At 64.5% G+C, this 20,954-nt stretch carries 19 protein-coding genes and 2 tRNA genes; 6 read left to right on the top strand and 15 right to left on the bottom strand.

From position 1 onward, the window contains the following. The first annotated feature begins 17 nt into the window (after nt 1-17). Entirely contained in the window at nt 18-326 is a 309-nt protein-coding gene (locus tag BLT92_RS16050; RefSeq protein WP_197679630.1) for a hypothetical protein, read from the top strand. 11 nt (nt 327-337) lie between these two features. Here the strand turns inward: BLT92_RS16050 and galK are convergent, their stop codons facing one another. Together galK and galT are read right to left on the bottom strand one after the other, a co-directional pair. Further along, nucleotides 338-1,618 carry a galactokinase gene (gene galK / locus BLT92_RS16045; RefSeq protein WP_092107166.1) on the bottom strand — a complete coding sequence of 427 codons (1,281 nt, stop codon included), beginning with the start codon at nt 1,616-1,618 and terminating at the stop codon, nt 338-340. Beyond that, on the bottom strand, nt 1,615-2,751 hold the full coding sequence (galT, locus tag BLT92_RS16040; RefSeq protein WP_092107164.1) for a galactose-1-phosphate uridylyltransferase: 1,137 nt from the start codon (nt 2,749-2,751) through the stop codon (nt 1,615-1,617). Before galT ends, galK begins: the two co-directional genes overlap by 4 nt. A gap of 180 nt (nt 2,752-2,931) precedes the next feature. Here galT and BLT92_RS16035 point away from each other — a divergent pair, with 180 nt between their 5' ends. Beyond that, nucleotides 2,932-3,888 carry an aldose 1-epimerase family protein gene (locus tag BLT92_RS16035; protein WP_092107162.1) on the top strand — a complete coding sequence of 319 codons (957 nt, stop codon included), beginning with the start codon at nt 2,932-2,934 and terminating at the stop codon, nt 3,886-3,888. An 86-nt stretch (nt 3,889-3,974) separates the two neighbouring features. Then, complete coding sequence (locus tag BLT92_RS16030) at nt 3,975-4,838, top strand: DUF4282 domain-containing protein (RefSeq protein ID WP_092107160.1); 864 nt, start codon at nt 3,975-3,977, stop codon at nt 4,836-4,838. Between the two features lie 213 nt (nt 4,839-5,051). Here the strand turns inward: BLT92_RS16030 and BLT92_RS16025 are convergent. The 5 genes from BLT92_RS16025 to BLT92_RS16005 all read right to left on the bottom strand — a co-directional run bounded on the left by BLT92_RS16025 (nt 5,052) and on the right by BLT92_RS16005 (nt 9,012). Continuing rightward, nucleotides 5,052-5,124: transfer RNA gene (locus tag BLT92_RS16025), tRNA-Glu, on the bottom strand. A 37-nt stretch (nt 5,125-5,161) separates the two neighbouring features. Further along, nucleotides 5,162-5,233: transfer RNA gene (locus BLT92_RS16020), tRNA-Gln, on the bottom strand. A 146-nt stretch (nt 5,234-5,379) separates the two neighbouring features. Further along, complete coding sequence (locus BLT92_RS16015; RefSeq protein WP_231938881.1) at nt 5,380-6,675, bottom strand: alpha/beta fold hydrolase; 1,296 nt, start codon at nt 6,673-6,675, stop codon at nt 5,380-5,382. Continuing rightward, nucleotides 6,672-8,138, bottom strand: coding sequence for a glutamate--tRNA ligase (gltX, locus tag BLT92_RS16010; protein WP_092107158.1), 1,467 nt, complete (start codon nt 8,136-8,138; stop codon nt 6,672-6,674). The genes BLT92_RS16015 and gltX overlap by 4 nt, the downstream gene beginning before the upstream one ends. 67 nt (nt 8,139-8,205) lie before the next feature. Further along, the gene (locus tag BLT92_RS16005) at nt 8,206-9,012 is read right to left on the bottom strand and encodes a fumarylacetoacetate hydrolase family protein (protein ID WP_092107156.1); all 807 of its coding nucleotides are present in this window, start codon (nt 9,010-9,012) and stop codon (nt 8,206-8,208) included. A gap of 73 nt (nt 9,013-9,085) precedes the next feature. On the opposite strand from BLT92_RS16005, the gene hrpB reads away from it, so the two are divergent. The 3 genes from hrpB to BLT92_RS15990 are packed head-to-tail and all read left to right on the top strand — an operon-like array spanning nt 9,086 to nt 13,976. Then, nucleotides 9,086-11,905 (top strand): ATP-dependent helicase HrpB, encoded by a 2,820-nt coding sequence (hrpB, locus tag BLT92_RS16000; RefSeq protein WP_092107154.1) that lies wholly within the window; start codon nt 9,086-9,088, stop codon nt 11,903-11,905. Beyond that, complete coding sequence (locus BLT92_RS15995; protein ID WP_092107152.1) at nt 11,902-12,855, top strand: 3-methyladenine DNA glycosylase; 954 nt, start codon at nt 11,902-11,904, stop codon at nt 12,853-12,855. Before hrpB ends, BLT92_RS15995 begins: the two co-directional genes overlap by 4 nt. Before the next feature lie 47 nt (nt 12,856-12,902). Next, on the top strand, nt 12,903-13,976 hold the full coding sequence (locus tag BLT92_RS15990; protein WP_092107150.1) for an alcohol dehydrogenase catalytic domain-containing protein: 1,074 nt from the start codon (nt 12,903-12,905) through the stop codon (nt 13,974-13,976). 9 nt (nt 13,977-13,985) lie between these two features. On the opposite strand, the gene BLT92_RS15985 is transcribed toward BLT92_RS15990, so the two are convergent. From BLT92_RS15985 to BLT92_RS15950, 8 genes are all read right to left on the bottom strand, one after another. Continuing rightward, on the bottom strand, nt 13,986-14,420 hold the full coding sequence (locus BLT92_RS15985) for an HIT family protein (protein ID WP_092107148.1): 435 nt from the start codon (nt 14,418-14,420) through the stop codon (nt 13,986-13,988). A gap of 7 nt (nt 14,421-14,427) precedes the next feature. Next, entirely contained in the window at nt 14,428-15,006 is a 579-nt protein-coding gene (locus BLT92_RS15980) for a maltokinase N-terminal cap-like domain-containing protein (protein WP_092107146.1), read from the bottom strand. A 1-nt stretch (nt 15,007) separates the two neighbouring features. After that, nucleotides 15,008-15,793: an FAD-dependent thymidylate synthase gene (gene thyX / locus BLT92_RS15975; RefSeq protein ID WP_092107144.1), complete on the bottom strand. Its 786-nt coding sequence runs from the start codon at nt 15,791-15,793 to the stop codon at nt 15,008-15,010. 100 nt (nt 15,794-15,893) lie between these two features. Continuing rightward, nucleotides 15,894-16,307, bottom strand: a complete 414-nt coding sequence (locus BLT92_RS15970; RefSeq protein WP_092107142.1) for a hypothetical protein — start codon at nt 16,305-16,307, stop codon at nt 15,894-15,896. Between the two features lie 16 nt (nt 16,308-16,323). Next, a complete protein-coding gene (locus BLT92_RS15965; protein WP_231938880.1) occupies nt 16,324-17,064 on the bottom strand; it encodes a Type 1 glutamine amidotransferase-like domain-containing protein in 741 nt (246 codons plus the stop codon). A gap of 56 nt (nt 17,065-17,120) precedes the next feature. Further along, nucleotides 17,121-17,600 carry a hypothetical protein gene (locus BLT92_RS15960; RefSeq protein WP_231938879.1) on the bottom strand — a complete coding sequence of 160 codons (480 nt, stop codon included), beginning with the start codon at nt 17,598-17,600 and terminating at the stop codon, nt 17,121-17,123. Then, nucleotides 17,579-18,667, bottom strand: coding sequence for a lipoate-protein ligase small subunit (locus tag BLT92_RS15955; RefSeq protein WP_092107136.1), 1,089 nt, complete (start codon nt 18,665-18,667; stop codon nt 17,579-17,581). Before BLT92_RS15955 ends, BLT92_RS15960 begins: the two co-directional genes overlap by 22 nt. A 46-nt stretch (nt 18,668-18,713) precedes the next feature. Further along, nucleotides 18,714-20,927 carry a prolyl oligopeptidase family serine peptidase gene (locus BLT92_RS15950; RefSeq protein ID WP_092107134.1) on the bottom strand — a complete coding sequence of 738 codons (2,214 nt, stop codon included), beginning with the start codon at nt 20,925-20,927 and terminating at the stop codon, nt 18,714-18,716. Between the last annotated feature and the right edge of the window lie 27 nt (nt 20,928-20,954).

Genomic DNA, 20,954 nt, shown 5'->3' with positions numbered 1-20,954 from the left:
AGGAGCAAGTGAGAACAATGAGCAAAGCGAACGAACTGACCAAGACCGCAGGTGCCTTCGACATCCGCAACTTCATCGGCGTGCTGCTGGGGATCTTCGGAGTCATCCTCGCCATCGCCGGCATCGTCGGCTACACTCCCGACGAGGCGGAGCGGACCGGCGGAATCGATGCCAACCTCTGGACCGGAATCGGCCTCATCGTCACCGCAGTCGTCTTCCTCGTCTGGGCCAGACTGCGCCCGCTTCGCATCATCGACGCCGGGGCGACCGAGACCGCCAACGGGAACGGCGACGCAGCCAACGGCAACGGCGATACCCTCGCTTAGCGTGCTTGCGGTCAGTCGATCCTGCCGGCGCCCTCCCCCGCGCTGACGGCGAAGATATCGGGTGCACGATATCCGTGATCGGCGAACGCAGCCACGACGGCCTCGCCGACTCGGTCGACCCTTGTAGAGTCGACGAGGGCGATCGCGGATCCCCCGAAGCCGCCGCCGATCATCCGCGCCCCGAGCGCTCCCCCTGACGTCGCCGCTGCGACGGCGGTGTCGAGTTCGGGGCACGAGACCTCGTAGTCATGCGCGAGGGAGTCGTGGGAGGCAAGCAGGAGCTCGCCGATTCCGCGGATGCAGCGGCTCTCGCCGCCATGTCCCTCCAAGAGTTCGACCGTGGCCCGGACCCGGGCGTTCTCGCTGAGAACGTGCCGCACCCGTTTCCTCTGCTCCCCTGTGAGCGGACCGAGGTCGACGGTTTCGTCGAGTTCGCGCAGACTCTCGGCTCCGAGGATCCCGGCAGCCTCCTCACAGGTGCGCCGCCGGTCACCGTACCCGCTCTCACTGTGGGAGTGGGACACGCGGGTATCAATGACGAGCAGCCGCAGCCCTTCGGCATCGAGGTCGAATGGGATCTGCCGAGTTCGGAGGTCTCGGCAGTCGAGGAAGAGTGCGTGTCCGGCCTCGGTCATGACGGAGGCCGCCTGATCGACGATTCCGGTTGGAGCGCCGACGAAGTCATTCTCGGCGCGCTGGGTGAGCAGCACCTTCTCCCGTTCGTCGAGGCCTAGACCGTAGACCTCGTCGAGGGCAATGAGGACCGCGACCTCGAGCGCATGTGAGGAGGACAGTCCGGCCCCGACAGGCACTGTCGATTCGATGTAGAGGTCGATGCCGCCGACGGCAGTGCCCGTCGTCTTGGCGATCTCATCGACGACTCCGGCCGGATGGCTGAGCCAACCCTGGAGAGCTCCGGGTACCAGTTCCTCGGCCGTGAACTGCCCTGCGAGCCGCTCGCCCCGCTCGTCTCGATGGTCGGAAACGATCCGGATGCTCTCCTCGCGCCGAGCCGGTGCCGCGGTTCCACGGCCCTGGGCGTCCGAAACACCGTTTTGGGCGTCCGAAACACCGTTCCGGGCGCCCGAGCGGCCCTGAGCGCGCCGGCCGATGGCCACGTGAACAGCTCTGTCGATGGCGATGGGCAAGACGAACCCGTTGTTGTAATCAGTGTGTTCGCCGATGAGGTTGACGCGTCCGGGAGCACGGAAGCTCTCGAGCGGCGGATAGCCGAAGATCGCTTCGAACTCGCGGCGCAGGCGTGGACCCGCCTCAGTGGTGGCCGCACTCATCGGCGACCGTCCACGTGCGCGAGCGTCGCCACGCGCAGTCGCGCCGCGGTCTCCTCGGCGGAGACGTCGCCGACGAAGGCGCCCATGGCCGCTTCGGATCCAGCGAGGAACTTCAGCTTGTTCTCGGCACGCCTGGGACTGGTGATCTCCAGATGCATCCACTCTGCCGATCGGTCCTCACAGTTGACCGGTGCCTGATGCCACGCTGCGATGTATGGAGTGGGAGTCGAATAGAGGCCGTCGATCCTTCGCAGCACCTCGGGGTAGATGCGCGCGAGGTCATCACGTTCGGCGTCGTCGAGGTCGTCGATCCCCAACACTTGCCGATGCGGGACGATGTGGACTTCGATCGGCCACCTGGCGGCGAATGGCACGAACGCAGAGAAATGTGCAGATTCGAGGACCATCCGCTCCCCGGAGCTGCGCTCGAAAGCGAGGACGTCACCCATCAGCGGCCTGCCTGTCTCGCGTCGATGCTGCACCGCACGGGCCGAGGTGATCACGGTGTGTGGAGCCACGAACGGATAAGCATAGATCTGGCCGTGTGGGTGGTTCATCGTCACGCCGATCTCCTCACCCCGGTTCTCGAATACGAAGACCTGCTCGATCCCCTCTCGTGCGGCGAGCTCGCTCGTCCGGTTCGCCCAGGCGTCGATAACGGTGCGCGCTCGGCCCGGGTCGAGGTCGGCGAAGGATCCGTTGTGCGCGGAGGAGAAGACGACGACCTCACAGCGCCCATGGGCCGGTGCGGTCAGGGCGGATTCGGAGGCCGCCTCGGCGAAGTGCTGCCTCGGATCGGCAATCACCTCACCAAGCGCAGGTCCCAGCGAAGGGAAGCGATTCTCGAAGACCACGACGTCGTAGTCGGCGACAGGAATCTCGGTAGGTCGCCCCGGTGCCGAGGGGCAGAGGGGACATTCGGCGGCGACGGGGAGGTGCGTGCGCGACTGGCGATGCGTGGCCACGGCCACCCACTCGCCGGTGAGCAGATCGAAGCGCAGCTGTCCGCCGGTGGGACGCGGCTCTGCGGGGCGGTCGTCCTCGGCAAGTGGCGCTGTCGGCGAATCGGCGTCCTGGAACAGGAGGATCTCTCTGCCGTCGGCAAGCGTGTTCCTGCGGATGCGCGTGCTCAACGGACGCCTGCGAATTCAACGGTTCGACGGCAGAATGAAGAAATACAACGCCGACCCATCCGACCTCCCAGAACTGATCATTTTCGATCATAATGCTAACACCAGATCGGTGCCGAACACAGTTCTGTCGTAGAATTCTGGGACACCAGAACATTCGCATACCAATTGCGCAGGAGTCGCATGACCGATCTCATCGAGCTCACTCTGGGCGACGACAACGCGGTCGTGTCCACACGCGGTGCGGCTCTGCTTCACTACGCCGTCGGTGATCGTCCTGTCGTCGCCCAGATGTCCGCCTTCGACGGGGCCGTGCTGGCACCGTGGCCCAACCGAATCGCCGATGGACGCTACGACTTCAACGGCCGCTCCCACCAGCTGCCCATCACCGAAACCTCACGCAGCACTTCCCTGCATGGACTCGTCGCCGAGACGCACTGGGCGGTGAGCGAACGCGGCGACGCCTCCGTGACCTTGACCACCGACATCACCGACCCACCAGGGTATCCTTTTACCCTGTCTCTCAAGGTGACGTACTCCCTCGTCCCGCGTGACGACGCGGGTGAACCCGCAGACAGCGGCGAGCTCCGGGTCCTGGCCCTGGCACGAAACATCGGGCTGGAGCCGGCTCCCTTCGGTTTCGGCTTTCATCCCTGGATCCACCCCGGGGCCGAAAGCGTCGATCGGGCACAGCTCCTCGTCCCCGCCGAAACCTGGTTCGAGACCGACAACAGACTCCTCCCCCGGGCTATGAAACCGTTCGACACAGGATCGTTCATCCCCACCGATCACGGACCTGATGAAGCATCCTGCCTCCTCTGCAAGGATTTCCGTGCTCTGCGCACCCTCGGCCCGACCGTGCTCGATGATGCCTTCGGAGTTCCGCAGCGCGACGATGATGGATGGTCACGGGTGCGGTTGAGAGGTGCCGATGACAAGGCGGTCACCATCGGAATGGATGAGAGCTTCCGGGCCTGGCAGATCTGCACCGGCGACGACCTCGACCACGACCACCGGCGTCGAGCTATCGCCATCGAACCGATGACCTGTCCGCCCAACGCCTTCGCCACCGGTTCGGACCACGATGTCATCGCCCCGGAGGGTGAACTCAGTGTGGAATGGACCATCGCCTTGAGTTGAAAGTTCCGCACTGAAAGTTCTGGGCGCAAAGACATTTTGCCCTGATAAGTTGCGAGTATCGGCTTCAACTCGCACGAAGGAAGATTATGTCGACACCACAGAACCCGTACTCCGGTTCAGATGCAGATAACTCGGATGCAGAGAACAATCAGAACCTGCCAACCGATCAGGTTGGCCGGGACTCTGATCAGGCCGGCCCGGAATCCGGCCAGGTTGGCCAGGAATCCGAGCCGCAGGATCCAGCTGCCGGCGATCAGACCGAGGCCACACAGTCGGCCGGCTCGGCACAGTACGGACAAGGCTCTCAGTTCAGCCCGTCCGAGCAGTACAGTCAAGCCGAGCAGTACAACCAGCAGGACCCCTACAACCAGCAGGACGCGTACGGCCAACAGAACCAGTACGATCAGTCGGATCTGTACAACCAGCAGAGCCAGTACGCTCACACGGGTCAGTACTACCCTCAGGATCAGTACGGACAGCCAGCCCAGCAGGGCCAGTACTATCAGGCCGCTGACTACGCTGGCTACGACCAGGGCAACTACGTCGGCTCCCAGCACCCTCCGGTGGGCACGTACCAACAGCCTGCACCAGAGCACAGCGCCGGCAGCAACAGCGGCTTCTTCAAGTCACTCTTCGACTTCCGCTTCAACAACTTCATCGCCGTTCGGTGGGCAGGATTCATCTACATCATCGCCATCGTCGTGGCCGTGCTGTCCTGGCTGGGATCCATCATCGGCGGAATTCTCACGGGCGCTGCCGCCGGTAGCGCATCGGCATACTTCGGCCAAGCCCCGAGCTTCAGCCCGTGGCCGCTGCTGCTGGCGATCATCTTCGGCTGGATCATCCCCGCTCTCTGGGTGATCTTCGTCCGCCTGGCCCTCGAGCTCCTCGTCTCCAACGTCAAGACTGCGGAGAACACGAAGAAGATCGCGGATTCCCTCGGACGCTGACCCTGCGCCGCAGCCTCCTCATGCTGGACACTTTGTGTGAAGCACAGGTGACGGCGCGTCAGTATTCGCTCTGAGTTTCAGGGATCGGCTTTGAAGTCGAGCTCTGAAACTCAGACCGAGCTGCATCAGACGCGTCATGAATACGCATCCGCAGAAATATCCCTGTGAATTAGAGCGAGCCCCGCACCGACAAATCGATGCAGGACTCAACCGTACCCCCGAGCAGGTTCGAACTGCCGTTTCCGCCTTGAGAGGGCAGCGTCCTAGGCCACTAGACGACGGGGGCCAATAAACAGCTCAGAGTCATACTCCAGAGCTGTTCGCTGGGGTACCAGGACTTGAACCTAGACTAAATGTACCAGAAACACTCGTGCTGCCAATTACACCATACCCCAATGTTATTCAGGCTCACCCCCGAAGGAATTTCCCTGAGCAACGAGATATAACTCTACACAAACCCCCTGCTCCACGACAAATTCTGCAGGGCCTTTTTCTGTGTGACCTTCTTAACATCGCCCCCTTCACTGCCGCGGTGAGGAAATCACTCTCGTGCCAGAGCGATGAGGCGATCGAGCACCCGATACCCGTCGGCTCGCAATCCGTTGTGCTCGTACTCGTTCGTCACCCACGGCTTCACTCCGTCGAGGAGTTCCGCCGTGGCCAGCGAGTACTCCGGAGGGACGTAGGCGTCCTCGAAGTACACCGCCGCGCCGCCGCGCACGGTTGAGGCCCGCAGCGCGTCGGCATCGTAGAGGCGGGGCCATTCGTGCTGTGCCACCAGCTGCGCCACCTCGGCGAAGGGTGCGAGCTCCGGGTCCTCGGTCAGCGACTCGGGTCCGGCATGCTCACCGGCCAGCAGAGTCGGGTCCGCAGCGACATCGGCCGGCATCGCCCGCCGTGCGGCCCAATCGGTGACAGCACCGTCGGCCCAACAGGACTCGTGGATCACTGCGTAGAGCGGGTTTCGACCCGAGAACGGCAATGCGGCTGCAAGGTCATGACGAAAGGCCGCCGAGGCGGGGTCCAGGTCCAGCAGATAGTGGAGTTTCTCGGGACCGTCGGAGGCCCCGAGGTAGTGCCCGAGGAGACGGATGCGCTCCGTCGTGGCGCGCGCCCCGCCGGGGAGCGTGATCCCGCCCTCGACCTCGGCGATGTCGACGAGGCGGGCGAGCTTGTCACGGTCACCGGGGAATGCGCGGTAGAACTGCTCCGACTTGCGCTTCATGGTCTGCCACGTTGTGGAGTACACGGTGGCCGGGTCGGTGCCGACGGCCGGCAGACCACCGGTGAAGTAGACTTCGTCCAACGATTCGGAGTGTGCGGATACGTAACGCAGGGCGGTGAACCCGCCGAAGGACTGACCCAGCAGCGACCAGGTGTCGATGCCGAGGATCTGGCGCAGAATCTCAGCGTCTTCGACGATCGAATCGGCACGGAAGCAGCGCAGCGCGGCAGCCATATCCGCGGGGGCCTCACCGGCCCAGTCAAGGCCGGTGATGCTCCCGTCCACGGAGCTGATGGGGCTCGATTTCCCGGTCCCCCGCTGGTCGAGCATGACGACTTGGAAGTCCTCGAGTGCTCGTGCCAGCCAGGTGGACTGGCCGACGGGGGTGGTCGGTCGGGGCGCTTCGGCACCCGGCCCGCCCTGCAGGAACACGAGATAGGGCTTCGTGCTCTCCGCCTCGGTGGCGGTGATGCGGGCGAAGACCTCGATGCTCGCCGAGGCGGCTGCCCCTCCCGCTGCTCCCCCACCGAAGTGATCGAGCGGGACGTCGACGGTCACGTCCCTGAAGTGCAGTCCCCCGCGCGTCCAGTTCGACTGGTTGACTGCAGTCACAGCTGGGCGGCCAGGGCCCGCAGGCGGGTCAGCGAGGATTCCTTGCCGAGGATCTCCATCGACTCGAACAGAGGTGGAGAGACCTTGCGTCCGGATACGGCCACGCGCAGGGGGCCGAAGGCCAGCCGCGGTTTGATCTCCATTTCGGTGACCAGTGTGAACTGCAGGCGTTCGTGCAGTGTGTCCGTCGTCCAGTCCTCGACTCCCTCGAGGACCTCGATCGAGGCCGCCAGCACCTCGGGGGCGGAGTCTTTCAGGGTCTTCAGTCCGTCCTCGGCCATGGTCAGCTCGGCATCGGGAGTGAAGAGGAACGCCAGGAGGTCAGGTGCTTCGCCGAGGAGGTTCATCCTCGTCTGCACCAACGGTGCCGCCTGGTCGAGGATCACCAGCTGAGCCTGTGACGGCTGTTCCGGGAGCACCTCGGCGGCCTGGAGATAGGGCACCAGCCGATCACGGAAGTCGTCGGCCTCGAGGAGCCGGATGTGGTCGGCGTTGATCGACGTCGCCTTCTTCACATCGAATCGGGCGGGGTTGGGCAGGACATCGTGGATGTCGAAGGCGTCGACGAATTCTTTGACGCTGAATATGTCCCGATCGGGTGCGATCGACCAGCCGAGCAGACCGAGGTAGTTGATCATGCCCTCGGGGATGAACCCGTTGTCGCGGTGGAGGAACAGGTTGGATTCCGGATCGCGCTTGGACAGCTTCTTGTTGCCGGCGCCCATCACGTAGGGCAGGTGACCGAACTCGGGGGTCGCGGCGGCGACGCCGATGTCCTTGAGTGCTTCGTAGAGCACGACCTGGCGCGGGGTCGAGGACAGCAGGTCCTCACCGCGCAGCACATGGGTGATGCCCATGAGCGCGTCGTCGACGGGGTTGACCAGGGTGTACAGCGGTTGCCCGTTGGCGCGGACGACGACGTAGTCGGGGATGGTGCCGGCGCGGAAGGTGATCTCTCCGCGCACCAGGTCGGTGAAGGTGACGTCCTCGGCGGGCATGCGCACGCGCCAGACCGGTTCGCGCCCCTCGGCCCTGAAGCCGGCGATCTGTTCGGGGGTGAGGTCACGGTCGAATCCGTCGTAGCCGAGCTTAGGGTCGCGGCCTGCGGCCTTGTGTCGGGCCTCGACCTCGTCGTTGGTCGAGTAGGACTCGTAGATGTGTCCGGCGGCCTTGAGTTTGTCGATCACGCCTGCGTAGATGTCGCCGCGCTGGGACTGGCGGTAGGGTCCGTCGGGTCCGCCCACGTCGATGCCTTCGTCCCAGTCGAGGCCGAGCCACTTCATGGCTTCGAGGACCTGGCCGAAGCTCTCCTCGGTGTCACGGGCGGCGTCGGTGTCTTCGATGCGGAAGACGAACTTTCCGCCGGTGTGCTTCGCATACGCCCAGTTGAACAGGGCGGTGCGGACCATGCCGACGTGCGGAGTGCCGGTGGGTGATGGGCAGAAACGAACTTTGACGCTCACTATGTTCCTTAGGTCTTGAGGTGCTGCGAGTCTTGAGTGCTGCGAGTTGTGTGACGTGGTGTCGGTCTCAGGCGTCCATGGCCATGTTGCTGAGGACTCCGAGCCCATCGATGGCGATGTCGACGCGGTTGCCGGACACGATCTGTCCGACGCCGGCGGGAGTGCCGGTGAGGATGACGTCACCGGGCAGCAGGGTGATGGTCTCGGACAGGTGTTCGATGAGGGTCGGGATGTCGAAGATGAAGTCGGCGGTATTGCCGTCCTGCTTCAGCTCCCCGTCGACCCAGGAGCGGATGCCGAGGTCGTCGACGTCGAGTTCCGTTTCGATCCAGGGCCCCAGCGGGCAGGACGTGTCGAAGCCCTTCGCCCGTGACCACTGCTTGTCGGACTTCTGGATGTCGCGCATGGTCACGTCGTTGCCGCCGGTGTAGCCGAGGACATGGTCGTAGGCGTTCTCGGCTTTCACGCCCTTGGCGACACGGCCGATGATGACGGCCAGCTCCGCCTCGTAGGAGACGTGTTCGCTGATGGCGGGCAAGCGGATCGGGTCACCTGGGCCGATGACCGAGGTGTTGGGCTTGAAGAAGGTCAGCGGACTGACGGGCACCTCATTGCCGAGTTCGGCGGCATGGTCGGCGAAATTGCGCCCCACGCCTATGACCTTCGACCGCGGCAGGATCGGGCTGACGAGACGAACATCGTCGAACTTCAGCCGCTCCCCCGTCGATTGGGCCGGGGCGAAGAACGGGTCCTGGTCGAGAACGGCGAGGCTGAGACCGGACGTGTCCCACGTGCCGTCCTCAATCTGCGGCACGTCGCCCTCGACGACTCCGTATTTGGGTTCATCCTGGTGCACAAATCTGGCAATACGCATGTGCCCCAGTCTAGTCAGTCGGCGAGACCACTGGCACACGGGCATTCTGCGCTTGGGCTGAGACACTTGGGACATGCCCGATTCTCGTCCGCCACACTCGTTCGACCTGGAGACCATCGCCGCGGGACTGCCGGCCGCGGCGCTCATCGACCAACTGGCAGACTCCTCCGTCGGCAGGTTTCCCCGCCTGGTCGTCGAGGCCCCACCCGGAACCGGCAAGACCACCCTGGTGCCGCCGCTCATCGCCGAGCATCTGGCCGGGAACCTCACCGGGTCTTCGGCCGGCGATTCGGACCAGCACCCGTCCGAGCCTGCTGATCCATCCGCCGCTGCGGGGCGGATCATCGTCACTCAGCCGCGACGCATGGCCGCTCGGGCCGCGGCCAGGCGACTGGCGACGCTGACCGGGACCCGCCTCGGCGAGGTGATCGGGTTCACGGTTCGCGGGGAGTCGCGGACCTCGGCGCGCACGAGGATCGAGTTCGTGACCACGGGAGTGCTGCTCAACCGTCTGCTGCGCGATCCTGAGTTGGCAGGTGTCTCGGCTGTCATCCTCGACGAGGTGCACGAGCGACAGCTCGACACCGACCTGACCTTCGCGCTGTGCCGGGAACTGATCGATCTGCGTGAGGATCTTGGCCTCGTCGTCATGTCGGCGACCCTCGATGCCACGATGTGGGCACGACGGTTGAGTTCAGGAGACGGCGCCGAGTCACCCGCAGCGCTGCTGTCGGTTGCAGCGAAGGTCCACCCCCTCGATGTCAGGTGGGCGCCGGCGAAGCAGCGTCCTCTGGACGCACGCTGCGTGACCTGGGACTTCCTCGATCATGTGGCGCGAACGAGTGTTGAAGCTCTGTCGACGCACATCAGCGGGGACGTGCTCGTCTTCGCCCCCGGCGCCCGGGAGGTCGAGGAGATCGCCGCCCGGATCACGCGGTCCCTCCCCGCCGGGTCAGGGACCGAGGTCCACACTCTGCTCGGCCGCACTCCCGCCCAGGAGCAGGATGCGATCCTGCGACCCCATCCCGCCGAAGTGGGCCATCGTCGCGTGATCGTGTCGACCTCTGTCGCGGAGTCGGCTCTGACGGTTCCCGGGGTGAGCATCGTCGTCGACTCGGGGCTCGCCAGGGGTCCCCGGTTGGATACGCGGCGTGGAATGTCCGGCCTGGTCACGACCCGTGAGTCCAAGGCCTCGGGGACGCAGCGTGGCGGTCGTGCCTCACGGTTGGGTCCGGGCACGGTCTATCGGTGCCTGTCCGAACCGGATTGGGCGAGCCTGCCCGAGCACACGCCCGCGGAGATCGCGACCTCCGATCTCACCTCGGCGGTCCTGACCCTCGCCGTGTGGGGCGGCGACGCGGGCCTGTTGCCGGATCCGATGCCGGAAGGCCCGCACCGCCTGGCCGTGGACAATCTCGTGGCGCTCGGGGCGCTCGGGACGGCGGGGACCGAGGATGCTTCGGACGGCGACGGCGGCTCGGTGAAGCACGACGCAATCCGAGTCACCCGACTGGGACGGGCGATCGCACGGATTCCGGCCTCCGTGTGGTCGGCGCGAGGTCTCTTCGACGGAGCCGCATTGCTGTCCCCGACCGCGGCAGCCGAGGCGATCGCTGTGATCGAGTCCGACCAGCGGTCCCCCGGCGCCGATCTCGTGGCCACTCTGCGCGAGCTGCGGCGCAGCAAGGACCGTCGGTTCGCCAACGATGTGAAGCGCTTCGCCGGATTGGCCGCGGAGTTCTCTGATCCGCCGGGCTCAGCCGGGCGCGAATCAGCGGTCCGCGAGTCGACACCCCCCGGTTCGGCTCGGGGCGGTTCTCTGCGCCCCGATGACCTGGGACTTGTCGTTGCCCTGTCCCATCCGCTGCAGATCGGCCGGCTGCGCAGTTCCTCGGCGTCGGAATACCTGCTGGCCTCCGGCACAGCCGCATCGCTGCCGCGGAACTCGTCTTTGCAAGGCAGTCCGTGGCTGGCGATCTCCGATGTCGGGCTTTCCGGGGGACGCGCCGTCATCAGGGCCGCGGTGGTCATCGACGAGGACACCGCAGAGCTCGCGGGCGCCGGGCTGATGGCGACCGAGGAGACTGCGACCTTCGACCAAGGGAAGGTGCGCGCGGTGCAGCGGACCCGCCTCGGCGGCATCGAACTCACCGCCACACCAATCAAGGCGAGCCCGGAACTGGCCCGTTCGGCGATCGCGGCGTCGGTGCGTCAGCGCGGTGCGCGTGAGATTCTGCGGCCCAGCGAGGCATTCGAAGAGCTGCGGTCCCGGCTGGGGCTGCTGCACGCCATCTATGGACCGCCGTGGCCGGATGTGCGGTGGTCGCGGCTGTCGCAGACGCTGACCGAGTGGTGCCCGGCCGCCCTGGACCGCATCGCACGAGGGTCTGATCCGAGCAAGGTCGATCTCGTCTCTGCCCTGCGGACTCTCCTGCCCTGGCCGCAGGCCTCCCGACTCGACGAACTGGTGCCGGTGAGCCTTGAAGTCCCCAGCGGTTCACGGATTCGCCTCGACTACCCCGACCCCGATCATGCGGTGTCGGAGTCGGCATCTGAGTCTGCGCCCGAGGCAGAGGACGAGTCGGCGTCGGTCGACGGCGGCCCGGTGACTGAGGTGCCGAGTCCCATCCTTGCGGTCAAACTTCAGGAGTGCTTCGGCTGGCAGACGGTACCGCGGGTGTGCGATGGCCGAATCCCTGTGGTGATTCACCTCCTCTCCCCCGCCCGCCGGCCGTTGGCGGTCACCAGCGACCTCGCTTCGTTCTGGGCCAATGCCTATTCCCACGTCAGAGCGGAGAATCGAGGCCGGTATCCGAAGCATCCCTGGCCCGAGGATCCGCTCACGGCACCCCCGATGCGCGGGACCAAACGGTCTGGGACAATGAAGCGATGACTCCCACCGCCTCACTGACCGCTGAGCGCACCGACTTCCCCCGTGCTGTCGGTGCTGGGGGTGCCGCGATCAGCGCACCCACATGGCGGGCTCTGCGTGATGATCACGCCACGAGGATCGCAAGGAGAACGGATGCGCACCTCGCCCGCCGACTCAAGGGCGAGAAGCACCCGGTCGAGGACTTCCTGTTCACCTACTATCCGTTCAAAGCGGGCCAACTGGCCAAGTGGAATCCGGGTCCCGACGTGCGACTCGAGTTGACCACGGAGGCCGACCAGAATTATTTCGACCGGCGCTGGTACACGAGCAACTCAGCGGGCACCATCGCCGAGGTCGACGTCGAGTCCTGGCGCAGAGATCGGGGTGATGGTGCGAAGTTCATCGCCTCCCTAGTCCAGTCGACCCTGCATCGGGAGGCGAACTTCGGGTGCTTCGGCATCCACGAATGGGCGATGGTCTACAAGCTCAGCGAGGAGCAGCGCCGCCACCAGCAGGTGCCGTTGCGTCTGAGCCATGAAGCCACCGACGCCGTCGTCGAGGGCCACCGGATTCAGTGTTCCCACCACGACGCGTTCCGTTTCTTCACCGAGCCCGCACGCCCTCGCAACACCCTCCAGCCGACCCGTGCAGGCATGGTGGCCGCTGAGCAGCCCGGCTGCCTGCATGCGGGAATGGACCTGTACAAATGGGCGATGAAGATCGGTCCCGTCGCCTCCTCCGACCTCGTCGTCGACTGCTTCGATCTGGCACTGGACATCCGCACCCTCGACATGGAGGCCTCGCCCTACGATCTGCGCGGCTGGGGCTACGGCGTCGTCGCCATCGAAACCGCCGAGGGCAAGGCCGAATACATGCAACGGCAGCAAGCCTTCTCCGAACAGGCCCAGGCCCTGCGGCGACGACTCCTCGATGCCTTGGCCGCGGTCGGGATCCACGCCAGGTCGAACTGATGTGGACTGCGCCGTGCGGGCTGACCGACTCTGCATAGAATGACCGTGTGCGTGCAATCGTCTATGAAGAGTTCTCTGTCCTCCCTCAGCTGAGAGACATCGAGTCACCATCCGTTCCCGCAGCCGGCGTCGTCATCGACGTCGAAGCCACCGGCGTCTGCCGCAGCGACCATCATGCGTGGTCGGGCCACGACTCGACGATCACTCTGCCGCATGTGCCCGGTCATGAGCTCGTCGGTCGCATCGCCTCGGCGGGGCCCAAGGTCACGAACTTCCGCCCCGGCCAGCGTGTGACCGTGCCCTTCGTGTGCGGCTGCGGTCGCTGCCGCTGGTGTCTGGACGGCAATGCTCAGGTCTGCCCGGACCAGACGCAGCCCGGGTTCACCCACTTCGGTTCCTGGGCGGATCAGGTGGTCATCCACAACGCCGATGCCAACCTCATCGCGGTCCCTGAGGAGCTTCCCGCCTCGGCGGTGGTGGGACTCGGTTGCCGCTTCGCCACTGCCTTCCACGGTCTGCGGGTGCGGGCGAACCTTCACGCGGGCGAGACGGTCGCCGTGTTCGGCTGCGGCGGAGTGGGGCTGTCGGCGATTATGATCGCCCGGGCCATCGGTGCCCGGGTCGTCGCGATCGACGTCAGCGATGCCGCGCTCGACCGGGCCCGCGAACACGGTGCGCAACACACGGTCAACGCCTCTGGCAAGAACCCGGACGAACTATCCGTCGAGGTGGTCTCCCAGGCCTCGGACCAATGCCCGGACGGGGTGGCCGTGAGCGTGGACGGGGTTGCCGTGAGCGTGGACGCCCTCGGCCGCGAGGACACAATCGCAGCCGCAATCTCATCCTTGGCACCCTTGGGACGTCACGTGCAGATCGGCCTGCTGGCCGCACCGCCGGTGTTCGACATGTCGCGTGTCATCGGACTCGAGCTCAGCGTCTTGGGCTCCCACGGGATGGCCGCAGCCGCGTATCCGGAGATGGTCGACCTCGTCATCGCCGGGAAGCTCCGCCCGCAGGATCTTGTCACGAATGTCATCGGCCTTGAGGACGCTCCCGCAGCCATGGTGGCCCTGGGCGCGAACACCGGTACGGGGATGACGATCATCGACCTGGGACGGTGAGGTGTCAGGTCAGCCAGCCTCCAGGGCCGACCTCATCGAGCCTGCCATCTCCTCGATCAGCTCTGCCTCACCGCGCATGCCGGGTTCGAACGGCAGCCTGAGTCGGTCCTTGGTTTTGTCGCGGTAGCGCGGAATGACATGCATATGGAAGTGGAACACCGACTGCCAGGCGTCTTTGCCGCAGGAGTTGAGCAGGTTGACCCCGTCGGCACCCCACACGTCGAAGACATGCTTGGCGATACGCTGCGATTCGATCGCCACGTCTGCGAGATCGGCGGCAGGAATGTCTCGCAGATCCGTGCTGTGCCGTTTCGGGACGACGAGCAGATGCCCGTCGGAGCCTGGCTGGATGTCCATGAACGCGACGGTCGTCTCCGTCTCCGCGACCGGCGCACTCGGCACATCACCTGCGACGATCCCGCAGAACAGGCAGTCCTTGCTCACCCGATCATCACACCATCACGGCGAGGACGACCCGGGAGTCCTGACCCGACCAGCGGCCCAAGAGCAGTCCCGCTTCAGTTCCCTCAGCGGGCGAATCGAGGCTGAGCTCATACAGCATTTCGACGTCTTCGGCACCGGCCAACGGCCCCGTACCCCAGGCGTGAGCGACATCGGTGATCTCTTCGACCCTGTTGCCCTCGTCGTCGACGCGAAACTGCCGGGCCGAGTTATCAGCAGTGGCGATCGCGTGGTCGAGGCGCTGCCGGAAGAGAGGGTCACCCATCCCGGCGTAGACCCAGCGCTTGCCGAGGATGGAATGCTCCATGGTCGAGATCAGGTGCTCGTCGGCACCGGCCAGCGGTTCCCCGCGGTAGGTCAGCGGCACTTGGAAGACGCGGTCTCCCGAAGCGACGATGTGGATCTCTGCTCCCACCTCGCCGGCGGGATCGTCGAACCGGTAGGAGCTGAGCTGGGTCAGTGCCTCCGGTGTCACATCGGTCCCGGCCGAGCGCTCCTGCTTACTCAGCCAGGCAGAGACGATCTCGAGTTTTCCGGGGTTGATCTGGGCGTTGAAGATGTCAGCCATGTCATGCCTTCCGGGTCCCGGGGATCCATGCCCCGTCGACCACTTCATAGTCGGAGAAGACCGCGGGGGCCTCTTGGAGCATGGCCTCCCCGATCTTATTGAACACGAGACGGATCTCTTCCTCGGCTCCCTTGGCCGTGCGCATCTCGATGACGTGGCGCAGGGAGCGGAGGTTGGCGGTGTAGACGATGCCAGTGGCCAAGCCCTCGGGTGCGAAGCGGCGCATGAACGAGGTCATGTGCTTCTTATGGGAGAACTTCGTGCTGGCTTCGTCGAGTTCGAAATGCTCGGTCATCCACTTCTGGTGTTCTTCGAGGGTGTCGAGGACTTTGAGGGAGCGTTCCATGAGCTCCGAGTCCTCACGTGCCCACTCGGGGAACCAGAACGGAATGTCGGCCAGCCGCACGTAGCGCAGGGATTCCTGCGAGAACGCGGAACCGGCACGGTGGCGGATGAGTTCGTGGGTGAGCACCCGGGAGACGTTGTGGAGGACGAAGGTGAAGTTCGCGTGCTCGAGCACCGAACCGTGCTGGGAGGCGATGACGTTGCCCAGGTACTGGGACGAATCCGTGCGCACACGGGACACGTTCGGGTTCAGCCCCGGCTCCCACGAGCGGTAGCACATGCGCCCGGAGAACTCGACAATGTCCTCGGCGTCGGGAGAATCGGCCTCTTCGACACGATCCGCCCAGTTAGATCCGCCCACCTCATCGAGATATGTCCTCATCGAATCCCAGTCGATGCTGGGCTTGGCGAGCAGTTCTACTGACGGTTCGACCTGGCGCATGGCTCTCCTTGTGCAGGGTATGGCTTGATTGATTCCCAATCCTACAGATCAGATCGCCGAGGTGGTCGATCGCCTGCGAGGAATGCGTGCACAGGTGCGATCAACGCCTCCGAACGTAGCGGACGAGGAGGACGACCGATCCGCCACCGAAGAACACGAGACCGACGAAGGCGGCAATCGTGGCGACGATCTGCGAACGCCCGGGCGCGTCGATGATGACACCTGTCAGTGTCAGCACGATGAGGATGGCGCAGGCTGCGGTGAGCAGCAGTGCGGAGCAGATTCCCAGCAGCAGCGCCCGCCTCGTGTGCATGCCGATCAGCTGCATGATGCCGGCGATGATGCCGGCGGCGAAGAACACCGTGATGAAGAGGCCGACGATCTGACCTGCGCCGACGAGCATGATCAACCCCACAACGACGAACAGCGTGGCGACGAGGATGAGCAGTTGCGCGTCCCGTCGTTGCTTCCGGTACGCGCGAGCGAAGATCGCCTGCAGCTCGCCATCGTTCATTCGAGTACCTGGTCGTTCATTCCAGCACCCGCCTGGGGAGGTGGCGAGGCAGAGTGGCGGCTGCGTCATCGGTGCCGAGCCGCGTTTCGCTCCAGCCGTCAACGAGGTAGGCGTTGGCTTCAGGTCTTTCCACCATCACCGAGGTGGCCGTGGCGTTCTCGAAGACGACGGCGGCATGGTCGTCGATGGCGAGCCCTGGTCCCGGCAGCTGACCGGTCCCGATCCAGGTGCGGAACATCTCGGCCCGGCCGGCCTCACCATGATAGTGCGGGCAGACGCTGCCGGGGAGGATTCCGAGACCCTCGTCCAGGGCAGCCAGCGAGCCGAACGAGTCGGTCGATGACGCCTCGAACCAGCAGTTGGCCCCGGCACTGACTCCGGCGAGGACCGTACCGTCGCTCGCTGCCCTTCGCATGATGTCGTCCACGCCGTGCCGCCGCCACAGCGCGAGCAGGTTGGCGGTGGATCCACCGCCGACGTAGATGAGATCCATGTCCAGAAGCATCTGCGGATCCTGGTAGTCCCACGGACTCTGACCGAACAGTGAGAGCACATGCGTCTCGGCCCGTCCGTCGAATGCGGCCTCGAAGCGTCGAATGTAGTCGGGGTTGTCACCCGATGCCGTCGGGACGAAGCACACGCGCGGAATCTCACCACCACCTCGGCGATGGTGAGATTCGGTGCTGCGTGTGCCTCGCACACTGCTCGCCAGCTGGAGCAGGTAGTCATCGATGGCTGATTCCTCTGTCTCAGACATGGAGAACCCGCCACCGCCGAGAGTAACGATCGTCGACTGTTTCGGTTCCTCACTCCTCATCGCTGTGTCCGCCCACGAGGTCGTCTTGCCTTCACCATTGCCGCGACGCAGCCGACTCCGAAGAACAAGAAGCCGATTGCGGCGACGACGAGCACCACGATCTGGTTACCGCTCGCCCCGTAGGTCAACGCTGACACGAGTGTGAAGATGAACAGCAGTCCCATGCCGAGCCCCATCAGCAGCGCCGCCCACAGTGACAGCACGAAGGTGGTCCGGGAATTGGGGTCCCCACGCATCAGGATGCCGGCTAAGAGACAGGCACCGAAGAAGACCAGGCACACCAGCCCGATCAGGCCGAGAGAGCCGATGAACATACACAGCAGTGAGACTGCCATAAGCACGGCTGAGCCGATGATGAGTGCGATTCCCCGCCGTCTCTCACGGCGTTCCGCCTCGGCTGCCAGGGCCAGAGCTTGAGCTTCCCACCAAGGACCATGATCATCTTCAGGCATGCTCACGGCACTCGGTGTGTCCATTTCTCGGTTCCGAACTTCTCGGCAACAAGGGTACGTGCCTTCTCCAGTTCGTCTTCGGTGAAGGTGTCGAAGCTGGCGCCATATCTGTCGGCGAAGGTGTCGGCCATGACGTCGATGATGTCTTTGCGGGCCTCACCGGTCTGGCTGCGCAGGGGGTCGACGCGCTTCTTCGCGCTGGCGACGCCCTTGTCGGAGATCTTCGCCTCACCGATGCGCAGGACTTCGACCATCTTGTCGGCGTCGATGTCGTAGCTCATCGTCGCGTGGTGAAGCAGGGTTCCGTCGCGCATTCTCTTCTGTGCCGCACCGCCGATTTTGCCGCCGGTCGAGGAGATGTCGTTGATCGGTTTGTAGAAGGCTTCGACGCCGAGGCTCTTCAGAGCTGCCAGCACCCATTGGTCGAGGAAGACGTAGGACTCCTCATAGTCGAGGCCGGCGACCAGCGCGGGTGGGACGAACATCGAGTAGGTGATGCAGTTGCCGCCTTCCATGAACATCGCTCCCCCGCCGGAAATGCGGCGCACGACCTGCACCCCGTACTTCTCGACGCCTTCCGGGCGGAGTTCGTTGGCGTAGGACTGGAAGGCTCCGATGACCGTGGCGGTGTCGTCCCATTCCCAGAACCGCAGCGTCGGTTTCCGACGTCCTGCTGCGACCTCGTCCAACAGCACCTGGTCGAGGGCGACATTGACCTGTGTGGGCAGGACCTCGCCGCGGATGACCTGCCAATCGAAGTCGGTGAAGTTCGCCGCCGACCCCAGAGCACGCCTGACGACCGTGGCGATGTCAGAAGTCGAGAATCCGTGCATCGCCAGTTCCGAACCGTACCTGGCGAGTACGTCATCGAGGCGTTGGCGCAGGTTCGCGTTGTCCGCGGTGACGCTGGCTCCGACGAGCGCAGGGGCGAGGTCGAAATAGGCTTCTTCGGGTTCGAGGAAGAAGTCGCCGGAGATCTTGACCTCGGTGATGGTCTTCCCGTCGGTTTCCACATCGGCGACCACGAGTTTCCCACCGATGACCTTGTATTCGGCGTGAAAGCGCTGGGGTTCGTGCGTATCGTTCGTCATGGTTCCAAACCTACTCTCAGGCTCTGCTCAGAAGCTATGAGCTTGCTCACTCGCCGGACAGCGAGTTCCACAGGAAGCGGTAGCTCAGGGCCCGGGTGAACGCCGCCTGCTTGTTGTCCGAGGCTGCCGAGTGCCCGCCTTCGGTGTCTTCGAAGAACCACACATCGTCGATGCCCCGATCCTGCATCCGGGCAGCCATCTTGCGTGCCTGGACCGGCCCGACACGATCATCAGAGGTCGCCGTCCAGAACAGCACGGGTGGATAGTCCACGCCTTCTTCCAGCAGGTGATAGGGCGAGAACTTCTGGATGAATGCCCAGTCTTCGGCCACATCTGGGTCGCCGTACTCGGCCTTCCACGAATAGCCTGCACTGAGTTTGGTGTAGCGGCGCATATCCAAGAGAGGAACTCCGCACGAGATCGCGCCGAAGAGTTCAGGGTGCTGTGTGAGCATGTTCCCGACCAGCAGTCCCCCGTTCGACCCGCCGGCGCAAGCCAGACTCTTCGGGCTCGTCACCCCGCGTTCGATGAGATCTCGGGCAACGGCGGCGTAGTCTTCGTAGGCCCGCATCCGGTTCTCTCGCATCGCCGAGGTGTGCCACCGTGGCCCGTATTCTCCACCGCCGCGAATGTTGGCCAGGACATAGACCCCGCGACGTCCGGCGGTAATCGTCGTGCGCCCCAACCATCCGATGCCCATGACCGGGGAGTACACCGGAGACCGGCTGACTTCGAATCCACCGTATCCGTCCAGGAGGGTCGGACTGCTCCCATCGAGCACCAGAGCGCTGTCGGCGATCTGGAAGTAGGGAATCTTCGTGCCGTCTTCGCTGGTGGCGAAGTGCTGTTCGACGCAGAAGCCTTCGCTGGGAAAGAGTGCCGGTGCCGTTTTGATGGTTTCGGGGGTCGCATAGCTGTTGGTGCTCGAGGACCCCAACCTTCCGTACGCCAGGGTCGATGGAGTCAGGAAGCCGGTGCTCACCAGCCAATAGTCGTTGGCGGTGGCGTCATCGTGTCTGTCGACTGCTCCCAACCCGACCATGTGATTGGCCGCGACTCCGGGCAGCCGAGACGATGAGAAATGATCGTTGGGATCGAGAACGACCAGCTGAGACTGTACGTCAGCCAGCAGCTCGAGGACCAGGTAGTCCCGCGTCCATGTCCACGACTGCAGGGCGGTGTGAGCGTCGGGGGCGAAGATGACGGTCGGTGCGATTGTGCCAGCCCGCACCTCGGCGATATCGGCGATGGCCAGACCACCGGCGGGCACCGAGAAATCCTCGTGATTCCAGTCGGATTGGGGGCGGAAGAGAACGAAGTCCCTGTCGAATCCGACTTCCACGTCGGTCGGCACATCGACGACGGTCCATTTCTTCTCCCACGCCGAGGCGTCGGTGCTCACCGCCCCGAATTCCTCGGTGACCAGGTCGAGGTCGATGAAGCTGGGCCGCGAATTGAAGAAGTCGATGGCATCGATGGCGAAGACCCTGTCGGTGGAATCGGCCTCTGCCGGTCCCACATCGCTGCCGACGAAGATGGCGACGTGATCGCGTGGCACCTCGGCGACAATTGGGGCATCGGCAATGGCCTGTCCACGCCTGAGGACTCGCGCCTGACGCGGATAGGACGAAGTGGTCAGAGAGGCCTCGTCAGTCTCGGTGGCGACGATGATCGTGTCATCGTCGAGCCAGGCAAAGCGGGTCTTCGCCGTAGGGAGGTCGAAGCCGCCGGCAACGAAGGATTTGGTTCTCAGATCGAATTCGCGCACTCTGTGAGCGTCCCCGCCATCGGGCGAGAGCGAGACGAGTGCACGTGAGTTGTCCGAACGACGCACCGATGCTCCGGCCCACACCCAGGGTGTTGCTTCCGCGGTGCCGAGCTCGTCGAGGTCGATGAGGACCTCCCACTCGGGGGAATCGGAGACATAGCTGTCCCAGGTGGTTCGCCGCCACATGCCTTTGGGGTTCGTGGTGTCGCGCCAGAAGTTGAAATAGTGATCACCGCGTTTGGCCACCATCGGGATCTTGCCCTCGGAGTCCAGGGCGGTCTGAATATCACCGGCGATGGAGTCGAACAGATCGTCCTGGAACCTGGCGATGGTCTTCGCGTTCTGCTCCCTGACCCAGGCCATCTGGTCATCGCCGTGGATGTCTTCGAGCCACAGGTTCTCATCATGTGGCATGGGGGCAGCATCCTGCGATGCCATGGCCGGGCTGGAGGTGTCGATGGTCTGTTTGTCTGCCGGAGCTTCGTTGCGCATGCCACCATCCTAATGATCACCGGTTTC

It is taken from the genome of Brevibacterium picturae, assembly GCF_900105045.1.
Taxonomy (GTDB): Bacteria; Actinomycetota; Actinomycetes; order Actinomycetales; family Brevibacteriaceae; genus Brevibacterium; species Brevibacterium picturae.
Note: the sequence above shows the minus strand (reverse complement) of the source record. Positions and strands in the feature narration are given on the sequence as shown.